We start from the raw sequence: 22742 nt of genomic DNA, 5'->3' as shown, positions 1-22742 counted from the left end.
ATGCTGCTCACCCGCCAGACGCTGCCGAAGACCATCCCTGACATCGCGGCACTCGACGATCTCCTGTGCCGGCCGACGCAGGCCCTGATCGATGACCTCAAGAAAATCGAGGGCGACATCATGATCCTCGGTGTCGCCGGCAAGATGGGGCCGACGCTGGCGGGACTCGCGAAAGCCGCCGCGCCGGATCGCCGCGTCATCGGCGTTGCGCGCTTCAGCGAACCCGGCGTGAAGGCATGGCTGCAGGCGCGTGGCGTCGAGACGATCAATTGCGACCTGATGGACGAGCGCGCGATCCAGGCCCTGCCGAAAGCGCCCAACATCGTCTTCATGGCCGGCCGCAAGTTCGGCGCCGAGGGCGATCTGTCGCTGACCTGGGCGATGAACGCGCATGTGCCGGCGCTTGTGGCACAGGCTTTCCCTTCGTCCCGCATCGTGGCGTTCTCCACCGGCTGCATCTATCCGTTCGTGCCGGTCGACGGCAAAGGTTCGACCGAGGACATGTCGCCGAATCCGCCCGGCGAATACGCCCAGTCCTGCGTCGGCCGCGAGCGCATGTTCGAATATTTCTCGCGCAAGTTCGGAACGCCGGGCCGCCTGTTCCGCCTCAATTACGCGATCGACATGCGCTACGGCGTGCTGCACGACATCGCGACGAAGGTGCTCACGGGCACACCGATCGACGTCAGCCTCGGCCATGTCAATTTCATCTGGCAGGGCGATGCGTCCGCGCAGGCGCTGCGCTGTCTCGCCCATTGCACGGCACCGACCTCGCCGATCAACGTCAGCGGCCACGAGATTTTGGCCGTGCGCGATCTCGCGGCGAAGTTCGGCGCAAGGTTCGGCCGCGCACCGGTTCTGACGGGCCAGGAAGAGCCGACAGCGTGGCTGACCGACACGTCGAAGGCGGTTGAACTGTTCGGCCTGCCCGTCGTTGATACCGACCAACTGATCGCCTGGACCGCGGATTGGGTATCTCGCGCCATGCCGAGCCTCGGCAAGCCCACCAAATACGAGGTGCGCGATGGCCGCTACTGACGGTCCGCGCATCGACCGGCTCGGCGTCGAGGACGCAGACGCGGGCCTTGTGCTCTCGACCGAAGCGCACTGGAACCAGACGATCGAGGACTGGCGCTTCTTCTTGCGTGAAGGGGTCGTGTTCGGCATCCGCGACGGCGCACGGCTCGTCGCAACTGCGGCCCTGCTGCCCTATTCCGGCAACAATGCGTGGATCAGCATGGTGCTGGTGACGGAAAGCCACCGCCGCCGCGGTCTTGCCACGCAGCTCGTCGATGCCTGCCTGGAAGCGGCGAGGGAGCGCGGCCTGACCAGCTGGCTCGACGCGACGCCCGATGGTGCCGCAGTCTATGGACCGCTCGGCTTCGTGGCGATCCTCCAATTGCGCCGGCTCAAGCTGGTGAAGTCCGAACAGGTCCCCGCACCGGCGCTGTCGGATGCAACACTCGATGCACTTCGCGCCCGCGATCTGCGCGCCACAGGTTTTGACCGGACTGCCCTGCTCTCCGCCTTCGCACAGCGCTCCGGCTCGCGCATCGTCGCGGCCAATGGCGCCATCGCGCTGGTCCGCGACGGCAGAACCGCGCGCCATATCGGCCCCTTGTTTGCCGATCATGCTGCCGAAGCATTGGCTCTGGTCCACGCGGTTGCGCGATCCGAGACCCGTCCTCTCCTGCTCGACGCCGTTGCGTCGCAAGGCCCGTTCCTGAACGGCTTGATCGAATCTGGCTGGACCATCGAGCGGCCATTCCAGCGCATGCGGTTCGGCCCAGCCACCACCACGGCCGAAGAAATGCCATTCGCCGTCGCCGGCCCCGAATTCGGATAGGACATCATGCATCACAGCCAGATCAACAGTGACGTCCGCAAGCTGATCGCCGACGGCACCGTGCTGCCGGCGCATCCCCTCGCCCTCACCGCCGAGCGCCAGCTCGACAAGACGCATCAGCGTGCGCTGACGCGCTATTACATCGATGCCGGCTCGGGCGGTCTTGCCGTCGGCGTTCACACGACGCAATTCGCGATCCGCGACGTCGGCCTGTATCGTCCCGTGCTCGAGCTCGCCGCCGAGACGGCCGCAAGCTGGACCAAGCGCCCGCTGGCGCTGGTCGCGGGCCTCGCCGGACCGACCTCGCAGGCAATCGCCGAGGCCCGTACCGCGCGCGACATCGGTTACCATGCAGGCCTGCTCAGCCTCGCCGCGATGAAGGGCGCCTCCGAGGACGAGATCATCGCGCATTGCACATCCATTGCCGCCGAAATTCCGCTGGTCGGGTTCTACCTTCAACCCGCCGTCGGCGGCGTCATCCTGTCCAGCCGGTTCTGGCAACGCTTCGCCTCGATCGACAATGTCATCGCGATCAAGATCGCGCCGTTCAACCGCTATCGCACGCTGGATGTGCTCCGCGGCGTGGCAGCCGCCGGCGCGCTCGACCGCGTCGCGCTCTACACCGGCAATGACGACCACATCCTGCTCGACCTGATGCTGCCGTTCGACCTGCGCGACAATGGGGTCACGACTCGGACTTACTTTAAGGGCGGCCTGCTGGGCCATTGGTCGGTGTGGACCGCGAGCGCCATCAAGCAGTTCGAGCGCTGCAAGGCCGCGCGGCACAAGGACAGCGTGCCCGCCGACCTGCTCGCGCTCGATGCCCGCGTCACCGACTGCAACAGCGCGTTCTTCGACGTCGCCAACAATTTTCACGGCTGCATCGCCGGCTGCCACGAGGTGCTGCGGCGCCAGGGTCTGATGAAAGGTCTGTGGTGTCTCGATCCGAACGAGGGCCTCAGCCCCGGCCAGAAGGACGAGATCGATCGTGTCTGCCGCGAGCACGCCGACCTCAGCGACGATGCCTTTGTCGCTGCGAACCTGGACAAATGGCTGGCATGAACTCGGATCCCTTCATCCGTCTGCAAGGCGTCCGAAAGGTCTACCGCTCCGGCGGCGCCGAGTTTCTCGCGGTGTCCGACGTCACCATGGACGTGCAGGAAGGTGAGCTCGTCTCGCTGGTCGGCCCGTCCGGCTGCGGCAAGACGACGGTGATGAAGATCCTGGCCGGCCTCCATGGCGCCGACGGCGGCACCGTAACGATCGGCAATGCCGAGAGCCCGTTCGATCCGAGCCGCGACATCGGCATGGTGTTCCAGCAGGCCCTGCTCCTGAAATGGCGGACCATCCTGGACAACGTGCTGCTGCCGGCCGAGATCGTCGGGCTGCCGATGAAGGCCGCACGCGAGCGGGCGCGCGATCTGCTCAAGCTCGTCGGGCTCACCGGTTACGAGCAGAAATATCCGCAGCAGCTGTCCGGCGGCATGCAGCAGCGCACCGCGATCGCGCGCGCCTTCATCCACGATCCCAAGCTGATCCTGATGGACGAGCCGTTCGGCGCGCTGGATGCGCTGACGCGCGAGCAGATGAATCTGGAGATGCTGCGGATCTGGCGTGAGAGCGGCAAGACCATCATCTTCGTCACGCATTCGATCCAGGAAGCCGTCTTCCTGTCCTCGCATTGCGCGGTGCTGACGGCGGGCCCAGCGAAGATGGCCGACTATTTCGCGATCGACCTGCCCTTCCCGCGCGACCTGCCGCTGAAGACGACGGACGCATTCGGCGCCTATGCGCGGCGCATCTACGCGAAGCTGGGGTTAGGGACGGCATAAACAGCCGGTCCGCTGTCATTCCGGGGCGCGACGAAGTCGCGAACTATGATGCGCAATTGCGCATCTGAGAATCCATCGGGCAGCAAAACACGCGGTGAAATGGATTCCGGGCTCGCGCCAAGAGGCGCGCCCCGGAATGACGGTGCGCGGCGTTGTCACCGCGCCCCTCACGTCAGGTCTTGTTGCGCATCTTGCTCAGCAGATAGTTGTCGTAGAAATTCTCCGCGATCTGCGTGTAGAACAAGAGCTCCTTCATATACGCGTCGTGGCTCTCCTTGGTGCGCTTGAACAGGTCGCTCTTGGCTGCCAGCTCGTTCAGGTGGTCCTGGGTCGCGTTGTAGCAGGCCTCCAGCACCGGCTGCGGGAACGCCTTCAGCTCGGTGCCGTTCGCGATCAGCCGCTTCAGCGCGGCCGGGTTCACGCTGTCGTATTTCTCGACCATCCACGCGCCGGCCGCCGAGCCCGCCTGGTTGACGATCGCCTGATATTGCTTGGGCAGCGAATTCCACTTCTCGTCGTTGACGATCATGTGCAGCATGGCGCCCCCTTCCCACCAGCCGGGGAAGTAATAATACTTGGCGACCTTGTAGAAGCCGAGCTTCTCGTCGTCATAGGGACCGACGAACTCGACGGCGTCGATCGTGCCCTTCTCCAGCGCCGGATAAATATCGCCACCCGCGATCTGCTGCGGGACGACCCCGAGCTTTGCAAGCACGTGGCCGCCCATGCCGGCGATGCGGAATTTGAGACCCTTGAGGTCGTCGACGGTCTTGATCTCCTTGCGGAACCAGCCGCCCATCTGGGTGCCGGAATTGCCGCAGAGGATGGCGTGCGCCTTGAAGGGCTTGAGCGCCTCATTGGTGAGATCGGCGCCGCCGCCGAAATGCCACCAGGATTCTTGATGGCGGTGGTTCATGCCGAACGGCGCGCCGGTCGCATAGGTCAGCGCCGGCTCCTTCCCGATGTAGAAATAGAGCGGCGTCTGCGCCATCTCCACCGATGCGGTGCTGACCGCATCGAGCGCCTGAAGGCCGGGCACGAGCTCGCCCGCCGCGAAGGTCTGAATCTGGAATTTGTTGTCGGTGGCTTCGGCGACGTATTTCGCGAAGGTCTGCGCCGTGCCGTAGATGGTGTCGAGCGATTTCGGAAAGCTCGAGGTCAGGCGCCATTTGATCTCGGGCGCGCTCTGCGCGATTGCAGGTGCGGCAACCAGCGAGGCAGCGCCGGCGACGGCGCCGCCCTTGAGGAATGTACGGCGTTTCATGATGGGGTCTCCCTAAAGCAAGACTTCAAATGGATGATTTGGGCCACGGTCTTCGCGGACCGTTTGCCCGTTCCTGAGGCAGAGTTCAAGCGGTGAGAGCGCATGGTGCCGCGGCCGTCGGCGGCCGAAACAGCGCACCGAACCAAGAGTTTGCCGTCAACTCCTCAGGCGTCACGGAGGAAGATCGACCGCGCCCGTTGCAATTGCTTACGCGGCCTCGGCCTGCTCGTACAGTCCGGCCATGAAATCAGCGAAAGTCGGCGCGAGCGGCAGCACATAGCCCCATTGGTCCGACATCGCTTCAGTGAGCGTCCAGGACTCGTCGTATCGGGCGACCTCGTGATCGATGAACCAGATCTTGCCGAAGTGCATCTCGTCGATCGTCATGCAGATCGGGTTGCCGCCGTGATCGCTCATGATCCACAGGAGCTCGTCGACGGTCGGCCATTGTGGTGTCTTGCGCGTCCGGACCAGCGAGCAGACGTCGCGCCGCAATCCCAGCACCTCCTGCACCGCACCGGCCCAATGCCCTTCAGGCCAGTTGAATTCGGCCGAACCCTGGTAGTAGCCGCCGGCGCAGGCCAGCAGGAAGCGGCGATAATCGTCCGGCAAGCGACAGCCGATCGATGTCTCGACGGCCTTGAGCGCAGCTTCAGTCGGTTGCTTCGTGCCGGTGCGATCAACGCCCGAGATGAATTCTGCAATGTCCAAAGGCCCTCTCCTCGCCGCGAAAGCGCGCAATGCCTTCGTCGTAGCGGCCTCGATACGGGTTCGAGCAGTAAGGATTGGGAACGGGATACGAAGAGCCGGCTGCTCAGAGCAGCTTGGCACTCACGAACAGCGCGCGCACGGCGTTGGTTGCCTGCACCGCGAGCATGGCGTTGTCGGCAGCGCCCTCCAGGGCCGCGACCGCGTCCTCATGCAGGGAGCGGAATTCCATCCATTCGACCGACTTGAAATTGGTCAGGAATTGATAGGCCTGGCCGACGGTCGCAATCGCCAGCGTGTCTCCGTTCAGCTTGATCTTGAACGTCGTGCGCAGCGGGGTCTCGGAGCTGGATGGATCACTCATGGGCTGCTTCTGGACGAGGACGACTTAACGAAGGGGAAACGGCAGCCCCGCCGAGGCAGGCCAATATCAGGAATCGGTGCTCGCGCGCTGCGATGCGGTCGCCGCCCCGCGCAGGCTCGGCACCACCACCAGGCGGTTGAACTCGCCATTGTCGTAGGCCTTGAGGAACCGATCATAATCCTTGATCGAGACGCAGCCGTTCGAATCGCCCCGCGGCCCGAGCAGGTAATTGTGCGTGAGCAGACCGACGCGGCCGAGCGCGCTTGTCCCTTCGACCGGCGTCATGCGCAAGGCGCGGACGCCGTGGAACGGCTTTTCGCGCGGCTTCAGATCGTAGATCGCCGGCGGCGTCGCGCCGACCATGCGGCGGTCGACGTGGTCGGGGTTGTCCATCAGCGGGCCCAGGCCGGAATGGGCTTCCAGCGTCACGCCGCTGGGCAGATAAACGGCCTTGGCCGAGATGTCATAGACCGCCGTCCGCGAATCGTAGCCGAGGGCGGCAAGATCCGGCGCCTTTGTGAACAGCCCGCTATCCGGCGTCAGCGAGGCCAGCTTGATCTTGTCCGTGAATTTTTCGAAGAAATTACGGTTGTCGGTCCTGGTGCCGGTATCGGCATAGGCTTGGCTGGATGCGATCTGGGAGGCCAGATCGGCCTGGACTGGACGCGAGCGCGGTATCGGAACGGCGTCGGCCCGCTGCGAGGGCCTTGCCTCCTCGGCCGCGGACCGGTCGTCATCGGTCAGCATCGAACGCCAATCGTCGCCCTGGAGCTTCTGGGCGAGCATCGCCTTGGCGTCCCGCAGCTTGAGCTGGACCGCATTCACGGTGGAGCGCTCCAGCGTCCGCAGGCCGAGCTCGCGGGCGGGCGGATTGCCGGAGACCGAAGCGAAGCGGTCTTCAAACGACGGGGAATTGGCCGGCGGCAACGCGGCGGAGACGAGCGGGGTCGAATCGCCCATTTCCGTGACCCATGCGGCAGCACCGACCGCGAGTGCGATCGCGGCCAAAGACAACAGAATCGCTTCGGCTCGCCCGACACGGCGGCGCGACAACAGCCTCTCGGCATGTGCTGCGTCGGAAACCATCAGATCCCCAAATCGACCCCCGGGGGAGCCCACCCCCACCCGAAGATTCTATACCAGCTACCACATTGGGAGCCAAAAGTTAGGCATAATCGCGGCCGAGGAGGGTCCGGCAAGGTAGCCTGAGGTATCCAATGACCGATCCTTTCGATCTGGAGCGCTTTGTTCAGGCCCAGGACCCGGTCTATCGCGACGTCCAGGACGAGCTGGCCCGGGGCCGGAAGCAGACTCACTGGATGTGGTTCATCTTCCCGCAGGTGGCAGGCCTCGGCTTCAGCGCCATGTCGCAGCGCTACGCCCTTCGCTCCCGCGCCGAGGCCGAGGCCTACCTCGCCCACCCCATCCTCGGGAAACGCCTGATCGACTGCACGAGGCGCGTGCTCGCGGTCGAGGGCCGGACCATCAACGCGATCCTCGGCGCACCGGACGACGCGAAATTCCGCTCGTCGATGACGCTGTTCGGCGCGGTGTCCGATCAGCCCGTCTTCGATCGGGCCATCGCCCGATATTTCGCGGGCGTACCAGACGCCGCCACGCTGCAGATTCTGGCGAAGCTCGACCGCGCATCCGGCTGAATCCGCCCGCCAGGGAGCGTAAACCCGAGATTAACACGGGGTATCTATTGTCCGTGCAAATTGAATTCTCGTCGCACGCTCATTGCCGGACAGATCATGAAAATCGGTACGCTCCTGACCAGCGCCATCGTCTCGCTCTCGACCGTCGGCGGCGGCCTCGCCGTCTACGTCGCCGTGACCAAGTACCAGACGATGGAGCGGATCAGCGAGGCGCAAGGCCGCCTGGCGATCGTTCGCGCCGTCAGCGACATCCCGCGCTATCTCAACCCCGAGCGAGGCTTCTCCACCAACATCCTCTACGGCCCCGCCACGATCGACCCGGCCCTGCTCGCCGAGCAGGAGAAATTGCGCAAGCAGACCGACGGCGCCCGCGACAGGATGAATGCGCTGCGCAAGGAGCTGCCCGGTTCGTTTGACGACGGCACCACCATCGGCAGCAACATCGACGGCATCAATACGAAATTCACTGCGCTGCGGGAGGCCATCGACAAGGCGCTCGCGGGCCCGGCGGAGGCGCGCAAGGACGCGGCCAAGAAGATCGTCGCCGAGAACGCCGTGCTCAACGGCGGCGTGACCGCACTGCTCAACGAGCAGGTCCGCCGCATGGCGATCCTGAACGGCGACGCCTATCGGCAGGCCAGCTACGCCAACATCGCCATGACGCTGCGCGACGTTGGCGGATTCAATTCCAGCCTGCACAAGAATCTCGTCGGCGGCAAGAAACCGGCGACCGACGCCGAGAAGGCGGATATTGCTCGCTCGCAAGGGCGCAACGACCAGATCGTGATGTCGCTGCAGGAACTACGCGGCAATCCGGCAACTCCGGCGAACGTCGCCGCGGCGCTGGAGAAGTTCAATTCGATCTATGTCGAGGAGTTCGGCCGCGAGCTCAAGCTGGTGAAGGACGGCGCGGTCAGCGGCAAGTACGAACACGACATGGACACCTACTACGCCGCGACCCAGCGCGGCCTTGGCACCATCATCGAAGTCCGCGACGCCTTCTACGACAACGCCGAGCAAATCCTCGCCGGAGCCTCCTCGGCCGCTCGCACCAGCTTCACCATCGCACTGCTCGGCCTCGTCGCCGTGCTGATCGCGAGCGTCGGCCTGGTCGTGACGGTCCGTCGCCGCGTCTGCGCCCCGATCGTCAGCCTGACGAGCCGGATGTCGCGCCTGGCCGACGGTGACCTTGCCGACGAGATCCCCGGCGCCGAGCGCTCCGACGAGATCGGGGCGATGGCCGCAGCGGTTCAGGTCTTCAAGGACAACATGATCCGGGCCGACCGGCTTGCCGCAGAGAAGCAGGCCGAGAATGACGGCAAGATGCGCCGCGCGCAGGCGCTCGACGATCTCACCCGCGCCTTCGAGGCCAAGGTCACCGAGCTGGTCGGTGGCCTCTCGCGGGCCTCCGCGACGATGGAGAGCACGGCGAAGTCGATGACGTCGACCGCGGCACAGACCAACAGCCAGGCCGCGGTGGTGGCCGCCGCCTCCGAACAGACCTCGACCAACGTGCAGACCGTCGCCAGCGCCACCGAAGAGCTGACCTCCTCGATCGCCGAGATCGGCCGTCAGGTCGCCCAATCCACCGAGATCGCGGCCCGCGCCGTCGACAATGCCCGCCGCACCGGCGACACCGCGCGTGCGCTCGCCGAGGGCGCGCAGAAGATCGGCGACGTCGTCACGCTGATCCAGAGCATCGCCGAGCAGACCAACCTGCTCGCCCTGAACGCAACGATCGAGGCTGCCCGTGCCGGCGATGCCGGCCGCGGCTTTGCCGTGGTCGCGTCCGAGGTGAAGTCGCTGGCCGGCCAGACCGCCAAGGCCACCACCGAGATCTCCGAGCAGATCACGGCGATCCAGACCGCGAGCGACGAGACCGTGGCCGCGATCCGCAACGTCGCCGACGTCATCGCCGAGATCGACCAGATCGGCGCCGCCATCGCCGCCGCGATCGAGGAACAGGGCTCCGCGACCAAGGAGATCGCGCGCAGCGTCCAGGAGGCCGCCCGCGGCACCCAGGAGGTCAACACCAACATCTCCGGCGTGCAGCGCGCCGCCGACGACACGGGCACCGCCGCAAGGGAGGTGCTGGGCGCCGCCGAACAGCTCTCGACGCAATCGCGCGATCTCGCCGGGCAGTTCGACCGCTTCCTCGGCGAAGTCAGGGCCGCTTAAAGCATGATCCGGAAAAGTGCGCAGCGGTTTTCCGAAAAGATCATGCTTGAACAAGCGCGATGACGATTCATCCTAGGCGCATCGCGCTTTAGTAGGGCGGCGCCTTGCGCGCCCGCTGCGCCTTGGCGGCTTCGATCCACCAGGCGAGATCGTCGGCAAAGCGCGGGAACGAGCGCTCCAGGGCCTTGCCGCCATCGCCGATCGGCTCGCCATCCTCCGACAGCGTCTGCGCGATCGGGCCGACGCCGATGGTGCTCGACACCACCACCATGCCCATCTCCGACAGCGTGCCGTGCCAGGCCGTAGCCGCGCGAGCGCCGGACAGCCGGCCGGCGGAATAGCTGACGATCGCGGCCGGGCGCCAGAACCACTCTTCGAGGAAATGGTCGGTGAGATTCTTCAGGCCGGGCTGGATGCCCCAATTGTACTCGCCGGTGACGAAAACGAAGCCGTCGGCGCCGCGGATCTGCCCGGCAAGCTTCTCCAGCGCCTCGGGCGCTGCGCCTTTGGGATGTTCCTTGTACATGCGGTCGAGCATCGGCAGGCCGATCGCCTTGGCGTCGATGAATTCGACGTCCTCGCCGCGGCCGCGCAGGCGATTGATGACGAAATTCGCAAGGCGGATGCCCATGCGGTCGGAACGGTAGGAACCGTAAAGGACGAGAATGCGGTTGCTCATGGCCGGACGGTAACACAAAACCGGCGGCCGGCCCTACTCGATTCGTCGGCCTATCGTCGGCGACCGCGGTCGAGCGTTTGCGACGGCGTCTCGCCGAACTGTTCGCGATAGCTCCTGGAGAAATCGCTGAGATGCCAGAAGCCGAACGCCAGCGCGACCGCCTTGACGCTATCGGCCCCGGCAAGAAGCCGTCGGCGCACCAGCCACAGCCGGCGCAGGCGCAAATAACGGTGCAGGCTCATGCCCCGATAGCGGCGGACCACGTCGTTCATGGTGCGGACGGACAGCCCGAGCTTGCGCGCGATCTCATCGCTGTAAATCGGCTGCGACAGGTCGTCAGAGAGCAGTGCGCGGACGTCCTGGAATGTCTTGAAACTCCGTCCGTCGTTGGGGCGCAGGGTCCAGCGGGACGAAACGACGCTTTCAAAGGCGTCGTCGACGGCTGCGAGCAGGGACTCCTTCATCGCCGCGCCGTCCAAGGAAAGCCCCGGTGACTCGACCGGCTCGGACGCCGCGGCCAGCACTTCACGAACCACGCTGCGCAGCCGGTGCAAGCTTGCCGCGGAGATCTCGAATATCTTGAAGTTCGAGAGTGTCGGCGGCCAGCCACGCCCCCACACCTCCGGCCTGAAAACCACCGAGGCGATTTGCCGCTGCACCTCCTCGATGATGGTGTAGGCCGCGCCGCCACTGCCAATGACCACGGCTGGTCGCGCACCTTGCGAGCCATTGAAGCGAATGGGGACGTCGAGAGCGTCCATCGTGAAGCCGATGGCCGTGCAATTTTCGACGAGTTGCGCATCGACAACCCGAGGAAACGCGCGTGTCAAATTCACATCGCAGCCCGGTAGCGACAGGATCGTCTGCTCAGCCGAAGTCTCAGCCGAAATCCTCCGTACGAAAGGCGTGAACTCGAAATTCAGCCCGCGTATGGCGCTTCGGAATTCGTCGGCATCTGAAAAGCGAAATGTCCTGAGTGCCAACCTGGACACATCATCAATGTTGTTCATGGAAATAAGAAACGCAGCGTCGCGCTTAACCTTGCGTCCGGCCGCGCTGCCGGCCTACGGGTTTTTCCGCAAACCCGAAAGATATCAATCTTAGCGTGTTTTGATCAATTGGCGAAGGGTCCAATTGAAGAATAGGCGGCGACGTCCGTCTCGCCGAATTTCGATAGCGTTTCCGGCCCAGGTGGCGGTGCCTCAATACCGAACCTTCCGCATTTAAAATGAGAATTAACTCCTTTGAGGCGCAATGACCGAGGTTTAATCGTGGAAATTATTTCATTTTCAGGCTCCGCCATGATGGCAAATTCGCCTGCTGATATTTTGATCGAGTTGGAAGACGCGGTCGCAACGTGTCCGCCCGACCGCTGTACTCGCATCCTCTCCGGCATTTCGCAGCTACTCACCAGCAGCCGCGACCGGCCTCAGCAATTGCTCGCCAATGTCACCGACGGCGTTCTGCTGCGATTGACGGAGCGGGTTGAAACCAGCGCGCTGATTGATCTCAGCACGGCGCTCGCGGAGCTCGAGGTGGCTCCGCCGCAGACCTTGCGACGCCTCGCCTCTCACCGCGATCCGGAGGTGGCGTGTCCTGTCCTGCTCAGGTCGCCGTCATTGTCGACTGCCGATCTCGAGTCGATTGCGGCCGCGAGCGGCGAACGGCAGCAATGTGCGATCGCCAATCGCGCGCCTGTCGATCCGACGGTGGTCGAGACGCTGATCAAGAGCGGCGCTCGCAACGTATGTGTTGCCTTGATCGGCAATGCGGAAGCACGCTTCTCCGATGCCGCTTACGTCGCGCTCGTTGAGAAGTGCGTGACGGATGACGAACTCATCAAGGCGCTGGCGCTCAGGCCGGACACGCCCGACAGGGTCATGCGGGAGTTGCTGTCGAACTCGGCGGCTCCGAGGTCCGACACGACGCCGAAGGCCACCGCCTCGCTTGAAGCCGCGACGGCCGCGCCAATCGTCCCCAAGCTGCCCTGCGCGGCCGCCTATGCAAGCGCGCGGCCTGAGATCGTCGCGCTCAACCGCATCGGCAAGCTCAACGATTCCACGGTGAACCGCTTCGCCATCCGCGGCGAGGCCGCCAACCTCTTTACCGCGCTATCGGTGCTTTCGGGGGCTCCCATCGGGATCGTCGAGCACGTCATGACCGACGACGATTGCGAGGGCCTCGTCATGGCTTGCCGCGCCTCGCGGCTGAACTGGCAGACCACGCTGGCCATCCTGAGCAACCGCGGCGGCAAGAGGCTTTCCTTCGCCGAACGCGAACGTGCGCAGCACATTTTCGAGACGCTGCTCCTGTCGACCAGCCAGTGGACGGTGCGTTGGGGGGAAATAGCCGCGAATGCCGAGGGGAACAGTCGGGGAAATCGCGGCGTTAAAATGGGGGTCAGCCGATGAAGTTCGACGGTCGCAAAGCCGCGCGCGTAAAAATGGACCACAGGCAGCCGGTCAATCTCATGGGTTCGGACGGGACATGGCGGCGCAGTTGCGTCCTGCTGGACGTATCGCAAAGCGGCGCCAAGATCGAGGTCGAGGGCACGCTCGACGTGCTCCAGGCCAAGGAGTTCTTCATGCTGCTGTCGTCGACCGGCCTCGCCTACCGGCGCTGCGAACTGGTCTGGATCGACGGCACGACGGCCGGCATCCATTTCGTTACCGCTGACGGCAAGAAGAAACCCGCAACCACACCAGGGCCTGCGCAGAACGCGGTTCAGAGCAAGTAGATCCGAACGTTCGTTCCTTCGTTTCGGCATCCCTACAGTCGCAAACACCAGGTCAGACCGTGCAGCACGCGCGAACCAGATCCGTCAATGGCGGCGGCATCCGAGACCAAGCACCGGCTCGTCCCTTCCTTCATGTGCTTGCCGACACGTCCGACAAGCTCTCAGGTGTCTGCTCGATTCTCGAAGAGAAGTTCACCATTTCAGGCGAGCGGCTCGATGCCGATTCCAGGCTGTCGCAGACGCCGGCTGCCATCGTCATCCGCGCGGAGCTGCGGGACGTCGATAATATCGCCGCCATCAAGAAGCGTGCGGGCAAGCTGGCCAAGGCCGCCAAGCGGATCTTCCTGCTCGAGCACACCTCGCACGTCTGCATCTCGCAGGCCTACGCGCTCGGGGCGACGCTGGTCCTTCCCAGCACCGTCGGCCGGAGCAGACTACTGGCGGCGCTGATCGACCCGGCCGACGCGGTTTCTGCTTCGTCAGGCGACGCACTGCAATCGGATAACGCCGTCGAGACCGCGGCGACGGCGATCGCTTCGATGTTCACGGCCGTGACGCTGGGCCAGCCGCTCGACGTCGACGGCACCAAGGAAGCCGGTCGCCAGATCGCCGATCGCATCACCCAGCATGGCCTGACGGAGTGGCTCATGACGGTGCGGCGCCATCACGAAGGAACCTATCAGCATTGCCTGCTCGTGACCGGCGTTGCCATCGACTTCGGACTGAGCCTCGGCGTCGGCAGGGCCGACCTCGAACGCCTCTACTCGGCTGCCATGTTCCACGACATCGGCAAGGCACAGATTCCGCTCGCCATCCTCGACAAGCCGGGCCGCCTCGATGACGCCGAACGCGCGCTGATCGAAACGCATCCGACCGCCGGCTACGAGTTTCTCAAGGGGCATGACGGGATCTCGCCGGAGATACTCGATGCCGTTCGCCATCATCACGAGTACCTCGACGGGAGCGGCTATCCCGATGCGCTCTGCGCCGAGAGCATTGGCGACATCGTACGGATTCTGACGATCTCGGACATCTTCGCGGCGCTGATCGAGCACCGGCACTACAAGCCGACCATGCCGCGCGCGGAGGCCTATAACGTTCTGTGCGCGATGAATGGCAAGCTGGAAAAGGCGCTGGTCCACTCGTTCAAGCAGGTCGCGCTCACGCGTTGAGCACGGCAGACCGTTCCCGAACGCGACCTAATGAGTAGCGCGATGGCTGGCGCGGCGCCGGATGGACCGGCAGGCCAGCCCATCGGCCAGCAGCTTCATGTCCTCGTGCCGGCCACTGCGAATGAGCCGGCCGAACTCGTCGGGTGTGAACGGAAGACTCGGATCATCATCGATCCTGTGCCGCATTCGCGGACCGAAGAACCGCCGAACCAGGCTAGCCAGCCGCCGCATGTCAAATCCCTCGCGCCAGCAACAAACCTCTTAGTCCGGATATTGTTCCTCCCGCACCTTGGAGATTGCAAGAGCTCGCTTAGGCTCCGCACCAAAAATTTCCGTCGGAGAATAATCTCCTCTTCGTCGCGCTAATCGGCAAAACCCACGTAGCGGACGAACTCGTCGTTGTGCTCGCGGTCCGAGCGAACGGCGTTCGCGGCAAAGTTGTCGTCGGGATAACCCATCGCGACACAGGTCATGATGACCTCGTCCTCCGGAATCCTGGCGACCTCGCGCACGATGTCGGAACGCATGATGCCCTGCCCGTTGATCACCGAGCCGAGACCGCGGTCCCAGGCCGCGAGCACGATGCCGTAGCAGAGCGCACCGAGATCGAAATGGCAGACCGCGCCGGGATCGAGCACGCGGTCGTAGGTCAGGACCAGCGAGACCGGAGCGTCGAACTGGCGGAAGCCGCGCAGCACCCAGTCCTGGCGCATCGGCTTGTCGTCGCGCGCAATGCCCATCGCGCCGAACAGCTTCTTGGCGATGTCGACCTGCCGCGTGCGATGCACGCCCTGATACTCGCCATGGCTGACGATGTCGCGCTTGACCTTGGCGCCGCCGATCATCTCCTCCATGTTGCGGCGGCGCACCTCCTCCAGCGGATGACCTGTGAGCACGTGGACATGCCAGGGCTGGGTGTTCATCGACGACGGCGCACGCTTGGCGCTCTCGATGATCGCCTCGATCACCGCGCGCGGCACCGGCTCCTTCCTGAAGCCGCGCACACTGCGGCGCGACTGGACCAGCGTTTCGAATTCCACCTCTTGAACCTCCCTGCCCGTTCGTCCGGCGTTGCGGCGCCGGTTGCCGACGTCGCGCGCAAAATCTATGTTAGCCCGCAAGCAAGACCAAGACTCCCGGAGGACCCGCCATGGCCGCGCCGCTCGATCCCGTCATCGCCCAGATCATTCCGCTGATGCCGATGCGAGATCCCACGGTCATGACGCCACAGAGCGCCCGCGATTCCTTGCGCGCACTGGCTGCCTCGCGCGCGGCCATACCGCCCCCGCCTGTCGATACCGTGCAGGACATCAAGGTGAATGGCGGCGCCGGCCCGCTCGATGCGCGCGTCTACCGGGTCGGTACCACGCCGGCACCGACCGTGGTTTTCTTCCACGGCGGCGGCTGGGTCGCCGGCGATCTCGAAACCCACGACCGGCAGGCGCGCAACCTCGCGATCGAGACCGGCGCTGTCGTGGTCTCCGTCGACTATCGCCGCCCGCCCGAGACGCGCTTTCCCGGCGCCTTCGAGGACGCCTTCTCAGCGGTCGGCGACGTCTTCAACCGCGTCGCGGAATTTGGCGGCGATGCGACGCGCCTCGGCGTTGCCGGCGACAGCGCCGGGGGCAATCTCGCGGCGACCACGGCGATCGCCTGCCGCGATGCCGGCATCAAGCTCGCCGGGCAAATGCTGGTCTATCCCGTGACCGACGTTCTCGGCAGCTACGCGGACGCGCGCGAGAACGCGCGCTATCCCTCGCGGGCGGAGAATGCCGACGGCTACTTCCTCACGCGCGCCACGATGGAATGGTTCTGCGGCCACTATCTCGCCGATCCCGCTGACGCGACCGACTGGCGCGTCTCGCCGTTGCGGGCCGCCTCACTGTCAGGCGTCGCGCCCGCGATCGTGACCACCGCCTGGTTCGATCCCTTGCGCGACGAGGGCGCAGCCTATGCGCGGGCGCTGGAGGCTGCCGGCGTCCGTGTCAAGCACCATGAGGGCCCCGGCCTGATCCACGGCTATTTCGGCATGGGCGATGCCTCGGACGTCGCCCGCGCCGAAGCACAGCGCGCGCGGGCCGACTTCAAGGCGTTGCTCATGCGGGGAGTCTGAGGCTGCTAGTTTCGGCGCGCCCGCTGCGCGCCGGTGTGTCCCCAGGTCTCGTCCCAATCCTGGCCGGCGGCGTCGACGACGCGGCCGTCGGCCTCGAAGAACTTGTTCGGCACCTGGAAGATCGCCAGGATCAAGGCCCCGTCCGGGCACCACGCCGCGTGACGGCTGCCTGCCTCGCGCCAGATGAATTCGCCGGCCTTGCAGGCGATTCCCTTGGCCGGCCCCTCCTTGTCGACGAGCGCGCCTTCGATGACCCAGCTCTGCTCGATGCCGACATGCTCGTGATCGGGCAGCACCGATCCCGGCGCAAAGCGCATCAAGGCGGTCATCAGGCCCGTGCCGCGATCGAACAACAGCGTCTTGGCCTCGCAGCCCGGAAAGCGAGTCTTTTGCCAGTCCATGTCCTGGGGCCGAACCAGGTGAGAATGCTGATCGGCGGTAGCCTGGTCTTTCGGGATCACGGCGTCCATCATGATGCTCTCTCCATCTCGGCCGTCTGACGCTAGCAGGATCGCGCGGCCGGGTCAGCGAGCAGTGCAACAAGGATGGACGGTCTCCGACCGCGCTGGAAAAATCTGCATGGCGACTGCGCGACGTCCGCTCATCCTGCTTGATTGCGCCATGATTCCCGGTTCCAATCTCCCGGCCATTTCTGGTTAGGAGATACCCATGATGAAGCGGATTTTTCTCGCGGCGATCGTTGCCGCCTTTGCAGCAGGCTCGGCCTTCGCACAAGAAACCTGCGAGAGCAAAGCCGTCGGCAAGGACGGCAAGCCGCTCGCCGGCGCCGCCAAGACCTCGTTCCTGAAGAAGTGCAAGGCGGACGCCTGCGCACCCAAGGCGGTCAGCGCCGATGGCAAGCCGCTCGCCGGCGCTGCCAAGAACAGCTTCATGAAGAAGTGCGAGACCGGCGCGTAAGGCGCGCCAGACTTCGAGCACTCTCCTGCCCCGGACGCAGCGCAGCGCTCTTCAGCGGTGCGCTGCAGAGCCGGGGCCTATGCTTCCCACTCCGACCGACAGATGAATCCCGGCTCTGCGACGCGTCATTCACCGCGTCCGGGACACGAGACTGGATGTCGGCGCGATACTAACCCGTCACGCCTCAACTCCGCCTGAACTGATAGTCGAACGCATCGCCGAGAGGCTTAATCAGCCCCACCGTCGGCGCCGGAAAATGCACCGGCAGGATCAGCGTGTCGGTGTCGGCAACCGACGCAAAGAATTTTCGCCGCGACACCGCCGACTGCTTCGGGTCCCAATCCGGCATCGCTGACCAGTCCGGCTCGCGACACTGGATCTGGTGGTGCATGAGGTCGCCCGCGACCACCGCACGCTGGCCCTTCGAGAAGATGTTCACGCAGCAATGGCAGGGCGAATGCCCCGGCGTCGGCGTCAGCGTGACGGTGTCGTCGAGCGCGTAGTCGTCATCGACCAGCAGCGCCTGCCCGGCCTCGACGATCGGCAGGCAATTGTCGCGAAACACAGTGCCGGGCGGGTTGCTGCCTTTGGCGTGCTCGGCCTCCCACGCCGCGTACTCCCCCCGGTGGAAGACGTATTTCGCGTTCGGGAACGTCGGCACCCAGCGCCCGTCGCGCAAGCTCGTATTCCAGCCGGTGTGGTCGATGTGCAAATGGGTGCAGAACACGTAGTCGATCTGCTCGAAGCCGATGCCGAGCGCGAACAGCTCGTTGCGCCAGCGCTCCTTGCCGGGGAAATCGAACGGCGGCGGATGTCCCTTGTCCTCGCCGGTGCAGGTATCGACCAGGATGGTGTAACGCGGCGTGCGCACCACGAAGGTCTGGTAGGTGATCACCATCATGCCGCGCGCGGCGTCGAACACCTCCGGCTCCATCGTCGGGAGATGGCGCTTGAACACGCCTTCGTCATAGGTCGGGAAAAAATCCTGCGGCCGCCGCCACGGCCCCTCCCGCTCGATCACCGCATCGATGGTGATGTCGCCGATACGCAGTTGCTTCATCGCCGTTTCGCTCCCTTTTTGAGGGAGCGTAGCTGGGGCGCCGAACATCTTCAAGCGAGCGACTTTCTTGCAATTGTCGCGATTTTTTCGTAGCCCGGATGAAGCGAAGCGCAATCCGGGAAAACTCTCGCATGGTTCGCTATCGTCGCAATCTTGTTCCTGGCGGAGCGTTCTTCTTCACTGCGACACTCGATGATCGACGGTCATCCGCGCTGATTGATCATGTCGACCATCTGCGTGCGGCATTTCGCGTCGCCCGCAACGAACGTCCCTTCACGATCGACGCGATCGTGATCCTGCCTGATCACCTGCACATCATCATGACGTTGCCGGACGGTGACGCCGATTTTCCGGCTCGCTGGAAACGGATCAAGAGCAGTTTTACCCATCGGCTGGTCGCCTCGGGCACACCTATACCACGCAATCGACGCGGTGATTTCTTGCTGTGGCAGAGGCGGTACTGGGAGCACACCATCCGCGATGACGCGGATTTCGAACGCTGCGCCGACTATATCCACTTCAATCCAGTCAAGCACGGCCTCGTCGCGGCACCGGTGGATTGGTCGTATTCCTCACTCCACCGCTACATTCGCGCCGGCTTGCTGCCTGCCGATTGGGGCGGCGCAGGAAAGACGACCGGCAATTTCGGTGAGCGCGGGGACTGATCCCCGGTTGCGCGATCAGGCCGTCCGCATCGCACGACTGCCCGAGTGGCATGAACCCCGGATTACGCTATCGCTCCATCCGGGCTACGCCACCGCTAGCTCCGCAACCCCGGCGCTTCCTGCCCGGTCTTCGCGACATACTCCGTGTAGCCGCCGCCATATTGATGGATGCCGTCCGGCGTCAGCTCCAGCACGCGGTTGGAGAGCACGCTGAGGAAATGCCGGTCGTGCGAGACGAACAGCATGGTGCCGTCGAAATCCGACAGCGCATTGATCAGCATCTCCTTGGTGGCGAGGTCGAGATGGTTGGTCGGCTCGTCCAGCACCAGGAAGTTCGGCGGATCGAACAGCATCTTGGCCATCACGAGGCGCGCCTTCTCGCCGCCCGATAGAACGCGGCAGCGCTTCTCGACGTCGTCGCCGGAGAAGCCGAAGCAGCCGGCGAGCGCGCGCAAGGAGCCCTGCCCCGCGGTCGGAAACTGATCTTCGAGCGATTGGAACACGGTGCGCTCGCCGTCGAGCAGGTCCATCGCGTGCTGGGCGAAATAGCCCATCTTGACACTACCCCCGAGCGCCACCGTGCCCTGGTCCGGCTCGCTCGCGCCGGCGATCAGCTTGAGCAGCGTCGACTTGCCGGCGCCGTTGACGCCCATCACGCACCAGCGCTCGCGGCGTCGGATCATGAAGTCGAGGCCATCATAGATGCGCTTGCTGCCGTAGCCCTTGTGCACGTTCTTGAGCGCGACGACGTCCTCGCCCGAGCGCGGCGCCGGCGGAAAGTCGAACGCCACGCTCTGGCGGCGGCGCGGCGGCTCGACCCGCTCGATCTTGTCGAGCTTTTTCACCCGGCTCTGCACCTGCGCGGCATGCGAGGCGCGCGCCTTGAAGCGCTCGATGAATTTGATTTCCTTGGCGAGCATGGCCTGCTGGCGCTCGAACTGCGCCTGTTGCTGCTTCTCGTTCTGCGCGCGCTGCTGCTCGTAGAATTCGTAATCGCCGGTGTAGGTGGTGAGCGATCCGGAATCGATCTCGATCACCTTGGAGATGACGCGGTTGATGAACTCGCGGTCGTGCGAGGTCATCAGCAGCGTGCCTTCGTAGTCGTGCAGGAATTTTTCCAGCCAGATCAGGCTTTCGAGATCGAGATGGTTGCTCGGCTCGTCGAGCAGCATCACGTCGGGACGCATCAGGAGGATGCGCGCCAGCGCCACGCGCATCTTCCAGCCGCCGGAGAGCTTGCCGACGTCGCCGTCCATCATCTCCTGGCTGAAACCGAGTCCGGACAGCGCCTCGCGCGCACGCCCATCGAGCGCATAGCCGTCGAGCTCCTCGAACCGGTGCTGCACCTCGCCGTAGCGGGCGATGATCTCGTCCATCTGGTCGGCCTTGTCGGGGTCCGCCATGGCGGCCTCGAGCTCGCGCAGTTCGGCCGCCACTTCGCTGACGGGACCCGCGCCATTCATCACTTCGGCCACCGCGCTGCGGCCGCTCATCTCGCCGACGTCCTGGTTGAAATAGCCGATGGTGATGCCGCGATCGGTGGACACCTGCCCCTCGTCGGGCAGCTCCTCGCCGGCAATCATCCGGAACAGGGTGGTCTTGCCGGCGCCGTTCGGGCCGACGAGCCCGATCTTCTCGCCCTTGTTGAGGGCGGCGGAGGCTTCGATGAACAGGATCTGGTGGCCGGCTTGCTTGCTGACGTTGTCGAGGCGGATCATGGGTCTTTGGGGAATTTTTGCGTTGCAGCGTCATAGGCCATGCGGGCTTCCAGGGGAAGCCCGGCCGCACCCGGATTCCGCCTCGGCAGAGGCCAAATTCCCGCAATTCGCCCAGCGGCTTAGGGCTTGTAGACCTCGACCGTCTGCATCATGCCCATCTCCTCATGGTTCATCATGTGGCAGTGGAGCATGAAGACGCCGGTGAAATCGAGGAAGCGGGAGCGGAACACGACCTCGCCGCCCTTGCGCTCCACGATCACCGAATCCCGCCATTCCGGGGTCGCCAGCGCCTTGCCGTTGACCGAGACCACCTGGAACGGATTGGTGTGGATGTGGAAGACGTGGTCGTCATGCTCGTGCGTGTTGACGATGGTCCATTCCTCGACCGCGCCGAGCTTGACCCGGTGATCGATCCGCGACGGATCGAACTTCTTGCCATCGATGAAGAAGCCGAACTCCTGCCAGTGCCCCGCGGCATCCGCTTCCGGCGCGGTGGCGGAGAGAACCAGCTTGCGGCGGCCCGTGATCTCCGCGTCGTTAATGGTTGCGAGCGGCGCCGGCGGGAGATTGCGCGGCAGCTTCATGTCCATCGGAGCGCCCGAGACCACGATCCGCGCCAGCGGCCCGGTGGGCGACGGATGGCCCTGATCGTAGGGCGCCGCGTTGAGGGCGTAGGTGCCGGCAGCGCCCGCCTTGACCAGGATGTCCGCCCGCTGGCCCGGCGCGATCAGGAGCTGCTTCATCGGCTGCACCGCGCCGAGCTGGATGCCGTCATAGGCGATCGCATGGAGATCGTGCTTCTCGAGATCGAGCAGCATGTCGTCCTGATAGGCCGCATTGAGAATGCGCCAGCGCTGCACCTCGCCCGGCCGCATCTCGATCACCGGCCGCCGCTGGCCGTTGATCGCGAGGAACCGCGTCGCGGTCTCCGGAAACAGCGTCTCGAAATTCTCCACCATGCCGTTGGCGTCGAACACCACCTGCGTCAGCACCAGCAGGCGCTCGCGCGCGGCCGTGATCTCGGGCACGTCGGCAAAATCGCCCTCGATGATGATGGCGCCAACCATTCCGCTCGACATCTGGATGTCGGCGCTGCCGTGGTGATGCGGATGGTACCAGTAGGTGCCGCGCGTGTGGTCGGCCGGTAGCGTGATCTCGATGTTGTAGCTGTGGCCGGGCGCCATCGAGCGCATCACGTTGTCGGCGATGCCGCTCGGGCTCGCATGGGCCCCGTGGAAATGGAAATTGGTGTTGTTGAACTGGTGTGGACGGCTGATGTCGGCCGGCAGCGCGTCGCGGTTCGGCGGCAAATCGTTGGTCATCTTGATCCGCAGCGTCTCGCCGGGCTTCATGCGCAGCGTCGGTCCGGGGCTGCCGCCTTCGTAGGACCGGACATAGAGCCTGACCCCACCGATCTGGCGATAGGCGTAACCGACGCGCAAGGTCGTGCTCAACACGCCGCCCACCGACCGCCGCACCTCGGGCTCGACCAGCGGCTGATCCATGGCGGGAATCGGCGTCTCCGGCACCATGCCCATGGTCGGCGACATGTCCGCATTGCGCGAGGCGCCCGCATGCTTGTGCATCGCATGCTGCGCCTTCGCGCCACCTGCGATCAGCGACAACGCGCTCGCTGCGCCAAGCAGCCGGCGCCGCGACAATGTCGTCGTGCCGGTCACGAAGCTGGCCGAAGCGCCGTCGTTCGGATCGTGCTGCATTGTCGGTCTCCCGCCCCCGTTGCCGCGATCCGTTCTTTCAATTTGATTCGACTGCAAGGCAAGCGGAAACGGTTTCTCAATCCGCGCACGCACGGCACGCGGCGTCTTCATC

23 protein-coding genes are annotated in these 22742 nt (G+C 64.8%); 12 read left to right on the top strand and 11 right to left on the bottom strand.

Annotated elements, in window-relative coordinates:
* From AX729_RS08060 to AX729_RS08045, 4 genes are read left to right on the top strand one after another with little or no spacing between them, the layout of a single operon-like run.
* Nucleotides 1–1038 carry an NAD-dependent epimerase/dehydratase family protein gene (locus tag AX729_RS08060; protein ID WP_061021797.1) on the top strand — a complete coding sequence of 346 codons (1038 nt, stop codon included), beginning with the start codon at nt 1–3 and terminating at the stop codon, nt 1036–1038.
* Nucleotides 1025–1846 carry a GNAT family N-acetyltransferase gene (locus AX729_RS08055; RefSeq protein ID WP_061021795.1) on the top strand — a complete coding sequence of 274 codons (822 nt, stop codon included), beginning with the start codon at nt 1025–1027 and terminating at the stop codon, nt 1844–1846. Before AX729_RS08060 ends, AX729_RS08055 begins: the two co-directional genes overlap by 14 nt.
* 6 nt (nt 1847–1852) lie before the next feature.
* Nucleotides 1853–2908, top strand: a complete 1056-nt coding sequence (locus AX729_RS08050) for a dihydrodipicolinate synthase family protein (RefSeq protein WP_061021793.1) — start codon at nt 1853–1855, stop codon at nt 2906–2908.
* Nucleotides 2896–3678: an ABC transporter ATP-binding protein gene (locus AX729_RS08045; protein WP_061021791.1), complete on the top strand. Its 783-nt coding sequence runs from the start codon at nt 2896–2898 to the stop codon at nt 3676–3678. Before AX729_RS08050 ends, AX729_RS08045 begins: the two co-directional genes overlap by 13 nt.
* A 172-nt stretch (nt 3679–3850) precedes the next feature.
* Here AX729_RS08045 and AX729_RS08040 read toward each other — a convergent pair whose 3' ends face one another.
* From AX729_RS08040 to AX729_RS08025, 4 genes are all read right to left on the bottom strand, one after another.
* Nucleotides 3851–4942, bottom strand: coding sequence for a TRAP transporter substrate-binding protein (locus AX729_RS08040; protein WP_061021789.1), 1092 nt, complete (start codon nt 4940–4942; stop codon nt 3851–3853).
* A 207-nt stretch (nt 4943–5149) separates the two neighbouring features.
* Nucleotides 5150–5653 (bottom strand): SMI1/KNR4 family protein, encoded by a 504-nt coding sequence (locus tag AX729_RS08035; RefSeq protein ID WP_061021787.1) that lies wholly within the window; start codon nt 5651–5653, stop codon nt 5150–5152.
* Nucleotides 5654–5756: 103 nt separating this feature from the next.
* Entirely contained in the window at nt 5757–6014 is a 258-nt protein-coding gene (locus AX729_RS08030; protein WP_061021784.1) for a hypothetical protein, read from the bottom strand.
* A gap of 66 nt (nt 6015–6080) precedes the next feature.
* A complete protein-coding gene (locus AX729_RS08025; protein ID WP_061021884.1) occupies nt 6081–7031 on the bottom strand; it encodes a DUF2778 domain-containing protein in 951 nt (316 codons plus the stop codon).
* Nucleotides 7032–7231: 200 nt separating this feature from the next.
* Here AX729_RS08025 and AX729_RS08020 point away from each other — a divergent pair, with 200 nt between their 5' ends.
* Both AX729_RS08020 and AX729_RS08015 read left to right on the top strand, forming a co-directional pair.
* Nucleotides 7232–7672, top strand: a complete 441-nt coding sequence (locus AX729_RS08020) for a DUF1810 domain-containing protein (protein ID WP_061021783.1) — start codon at nt 7232–7234, stop codon at nt 7670–7672.
* Nucleotides 7673–7768: 96 nt separating this feature from the next.
* Nucleotides 7769–9850: a methyl-accepting chemotaxis protein gene (locus AX729_RS08015; protein ID WP_061021781.1), complete on the top strand. Its 2082-nt coding sequence runs from the start codon at nt 7769–7771 to the stop codon at nt 9848–9850.
* Between the two features lie 88 nt (nt 9851–9938).
* Here AX729_RS08015 and AX729_RS08010 read toward each other — a convergent pair whose 3' ends face one another.
* The gene (locus AX729_RS08010; RefSeq protein WP_061021778.1) at nt 9939–10529 is read right to left on the bottom strand and encodes an NADPH-dependent FMN reductase; all 591 of its coding nucleotides are present in this window, start codon (nt 10527–10529) and stop codon (nt 9939–9941) included.
* Between the two features lie 50 nt (nt 10530–10579).
* Nucleotides 10580–11539 carry an AraC family transcriptional regulator gene (locus tag AX729_RS08005; RefSeq protein WP_061021776.1) on the bottom strand — a complete coding sequence of 320 codons (960 nt, stop codon included), beginning with the start codon at nt 11537–11539 and terminating at the stop codon, nt 10580–10582.
* Nucleotides 11540–11830: 291 nt separating this feature from the next.
* On the opposite strand from AX729_RS08005, the gene AX729_RS08000 reads away from it, so the two are divergent.
* From AX729_RS08000 to AX729_RS07990, 3 genes are read left to right on the top strand one after another with little or no spacing between them, the layout of a single operon-like run.
* Nucleotides 11831–12940 (top strand): DUF2336 domain-containing protein, encoded by a 1110-nt coding sequence (locus AX729_RS08000; protein WP_061021775.1) that lies wholly within the window; start codon nt 11831–11833, stop codon nt 12938–12940.
* On the top strand, nt 12937–13266 hold the full coding sequence (locus tag AX729_RS07995; RefSeq protein ID WP_061021772.1) for a PilZ domain-containing protein: 330 nt from the start codon (nt 12937–12939) through the stop codon (nt 13264–13266). Before AX729_RS08000 ends, AX729_RS07995 begins: the two co-directional genes overlap by 4 nt.
* A 59-nt stretch (nt 13267–13325) precedes the next feature.
* Entirely contained in the window at nt 13326–14438 is a 1113-nt protein-coding gene (locus AX729_RS07990; RefSeq protein WP_061021770.1) for an HD-GYP domain-containing protein, read from the top strand.
* A gap of 362 nt (nt 14439–14800) precedes the next feature.
* On the opposite strand, the gene AX729_RS07980 is transcribed toward AX729_RS07990, so the two are convergent.
* Complete coding sequence (locus AX729_RS07980; protein ID WP_061021767.1) at nt 14801–15478, bottom strand: nitroreductase; 678 nt, start codon at nt 15476–15478, stop codon at nt 14801–14803.
* A gap of 110 nt (nt 15479–15588) precedes the next feature.
* Here AX729_RS07980 and AX729_RS07975 point away from each other — a divergent pair, with 110 nt between their 5' ends.
* Nucleotides 15589–16551: an alpha/beta hydrolase gene (locus AX729_RS07975; RefSeq protein ID WP_061021765.1), complete on the top strand. Its 963-nt coding sequence runs from the start codon at nt 15589–15591 to the stop codon at nt 16549–16551.
* 5 nt (nt 16552–16556) lie between these two features.
* Here AX729_RS07975 and AX729_RS07970 read toward each other — a convergent pair whose 3' ends face one another.
* Nucleotides 16557–17021, bottom strand: a complete 465-nt coding sequence (locus AX729_RS07970) for a cupin domain-containing protein (RefSeq protein ID WP_061021764.1) — start codon at nt 17019–17021, stop codon at nt 16557–16559.
* Nucleotides 17022–17220: 199 nt separating this feature from the next.
* Here AX729_RS07970 and AX729_RS07965 point away from each other — a divergent pair, with 199 nt between their 5' ends.
* On the top strand, nt 17221–17469 hold the full coding sequence (locus AX729_RS07965) for a hypothetical protein (protein WP_061021761.1): 249 nt from the start codon (nt 17221–17223) through the stop codon (nt 17467–17469).
* Nucleotides 17470–17653: 184 nt separating this feature from the next.
* On the opposite strand, the gene AX729_RS07960 is transcribed toward AX729_RS07965, so the two are convergent.
* Nucleotides 17654–18529: an MBL fold metallo-hydrolase gene (locus AX729_RS07960; RefSeq protein WP_061021759.1), complete on the bottom strand. Its 876-nt coding sequence runs from the start codon at nt 18527–18529 to the stop codon at nt 17654–17656.
* Between the two features lie 131 nt (nt 18530–18660).
* Here AX729_RS07960 and AX729_RS07955 point away from each other — a divergent pair, with 131 nt between their 5' ends.
* Nucleotides 18661–19194, top strand: a complete 534-nt coding sequence (locus AX729_RS07955; protein WP_061021756.1) for an REP-associated tyrosine transposase — start codon at nt 18661–18663, stop codon at nt 19192–19194.
* A gap of 95 nt (nt 19195–19289) precedes the next feature.
* On the opposite strand, the gene AX729_RS07950 is transcribed toward AX729_RS07955, so the two are convergent.
* Both AX729_RS07950 and AX729_RS07945 read right to left on the bottom strand, forming a co-directional pair.
* On the bottom strand, nt 19290–20912 hold the full coding sequence (locus AX729_RS07950) for an ABC-F family ATP-binding cassette domain-containing protein (protein WP_061021755.1): 1623 nt from the start codon (nt 20910–20912) through the stop codon (nt 19290–19292).
* A gap of 119 nt (nt 20913–21031) precedes the next feature.
* Nucleotides 21032–22630, bottom strand: coding sequence for a multicopper oxidase family protein (locus AX729_RS07945; protein ID WP_061021882.1), 1599 nt, complete (start codon nt 22628–22630; stop codon nt 21032–21034).
* Nucleotides 22631–22742: the final 112 nt, after the last annotated feature.

The organism is Bradyrhizobium sp. CCH5-F6 (assembly GCF_001556045.1).
Classification (GTDB): domain Bacteria; phylum Pseudomonadota; class Alphaproteobacteria; order Rhizobiales; family Xanthobacteraceae; genus Bradyrhizobium.
The sequence above is the reverse complement of the archived record's forward strand: the minus strand, read 5'-3'. Positions and strand labels throughout refer to the sequence as shown.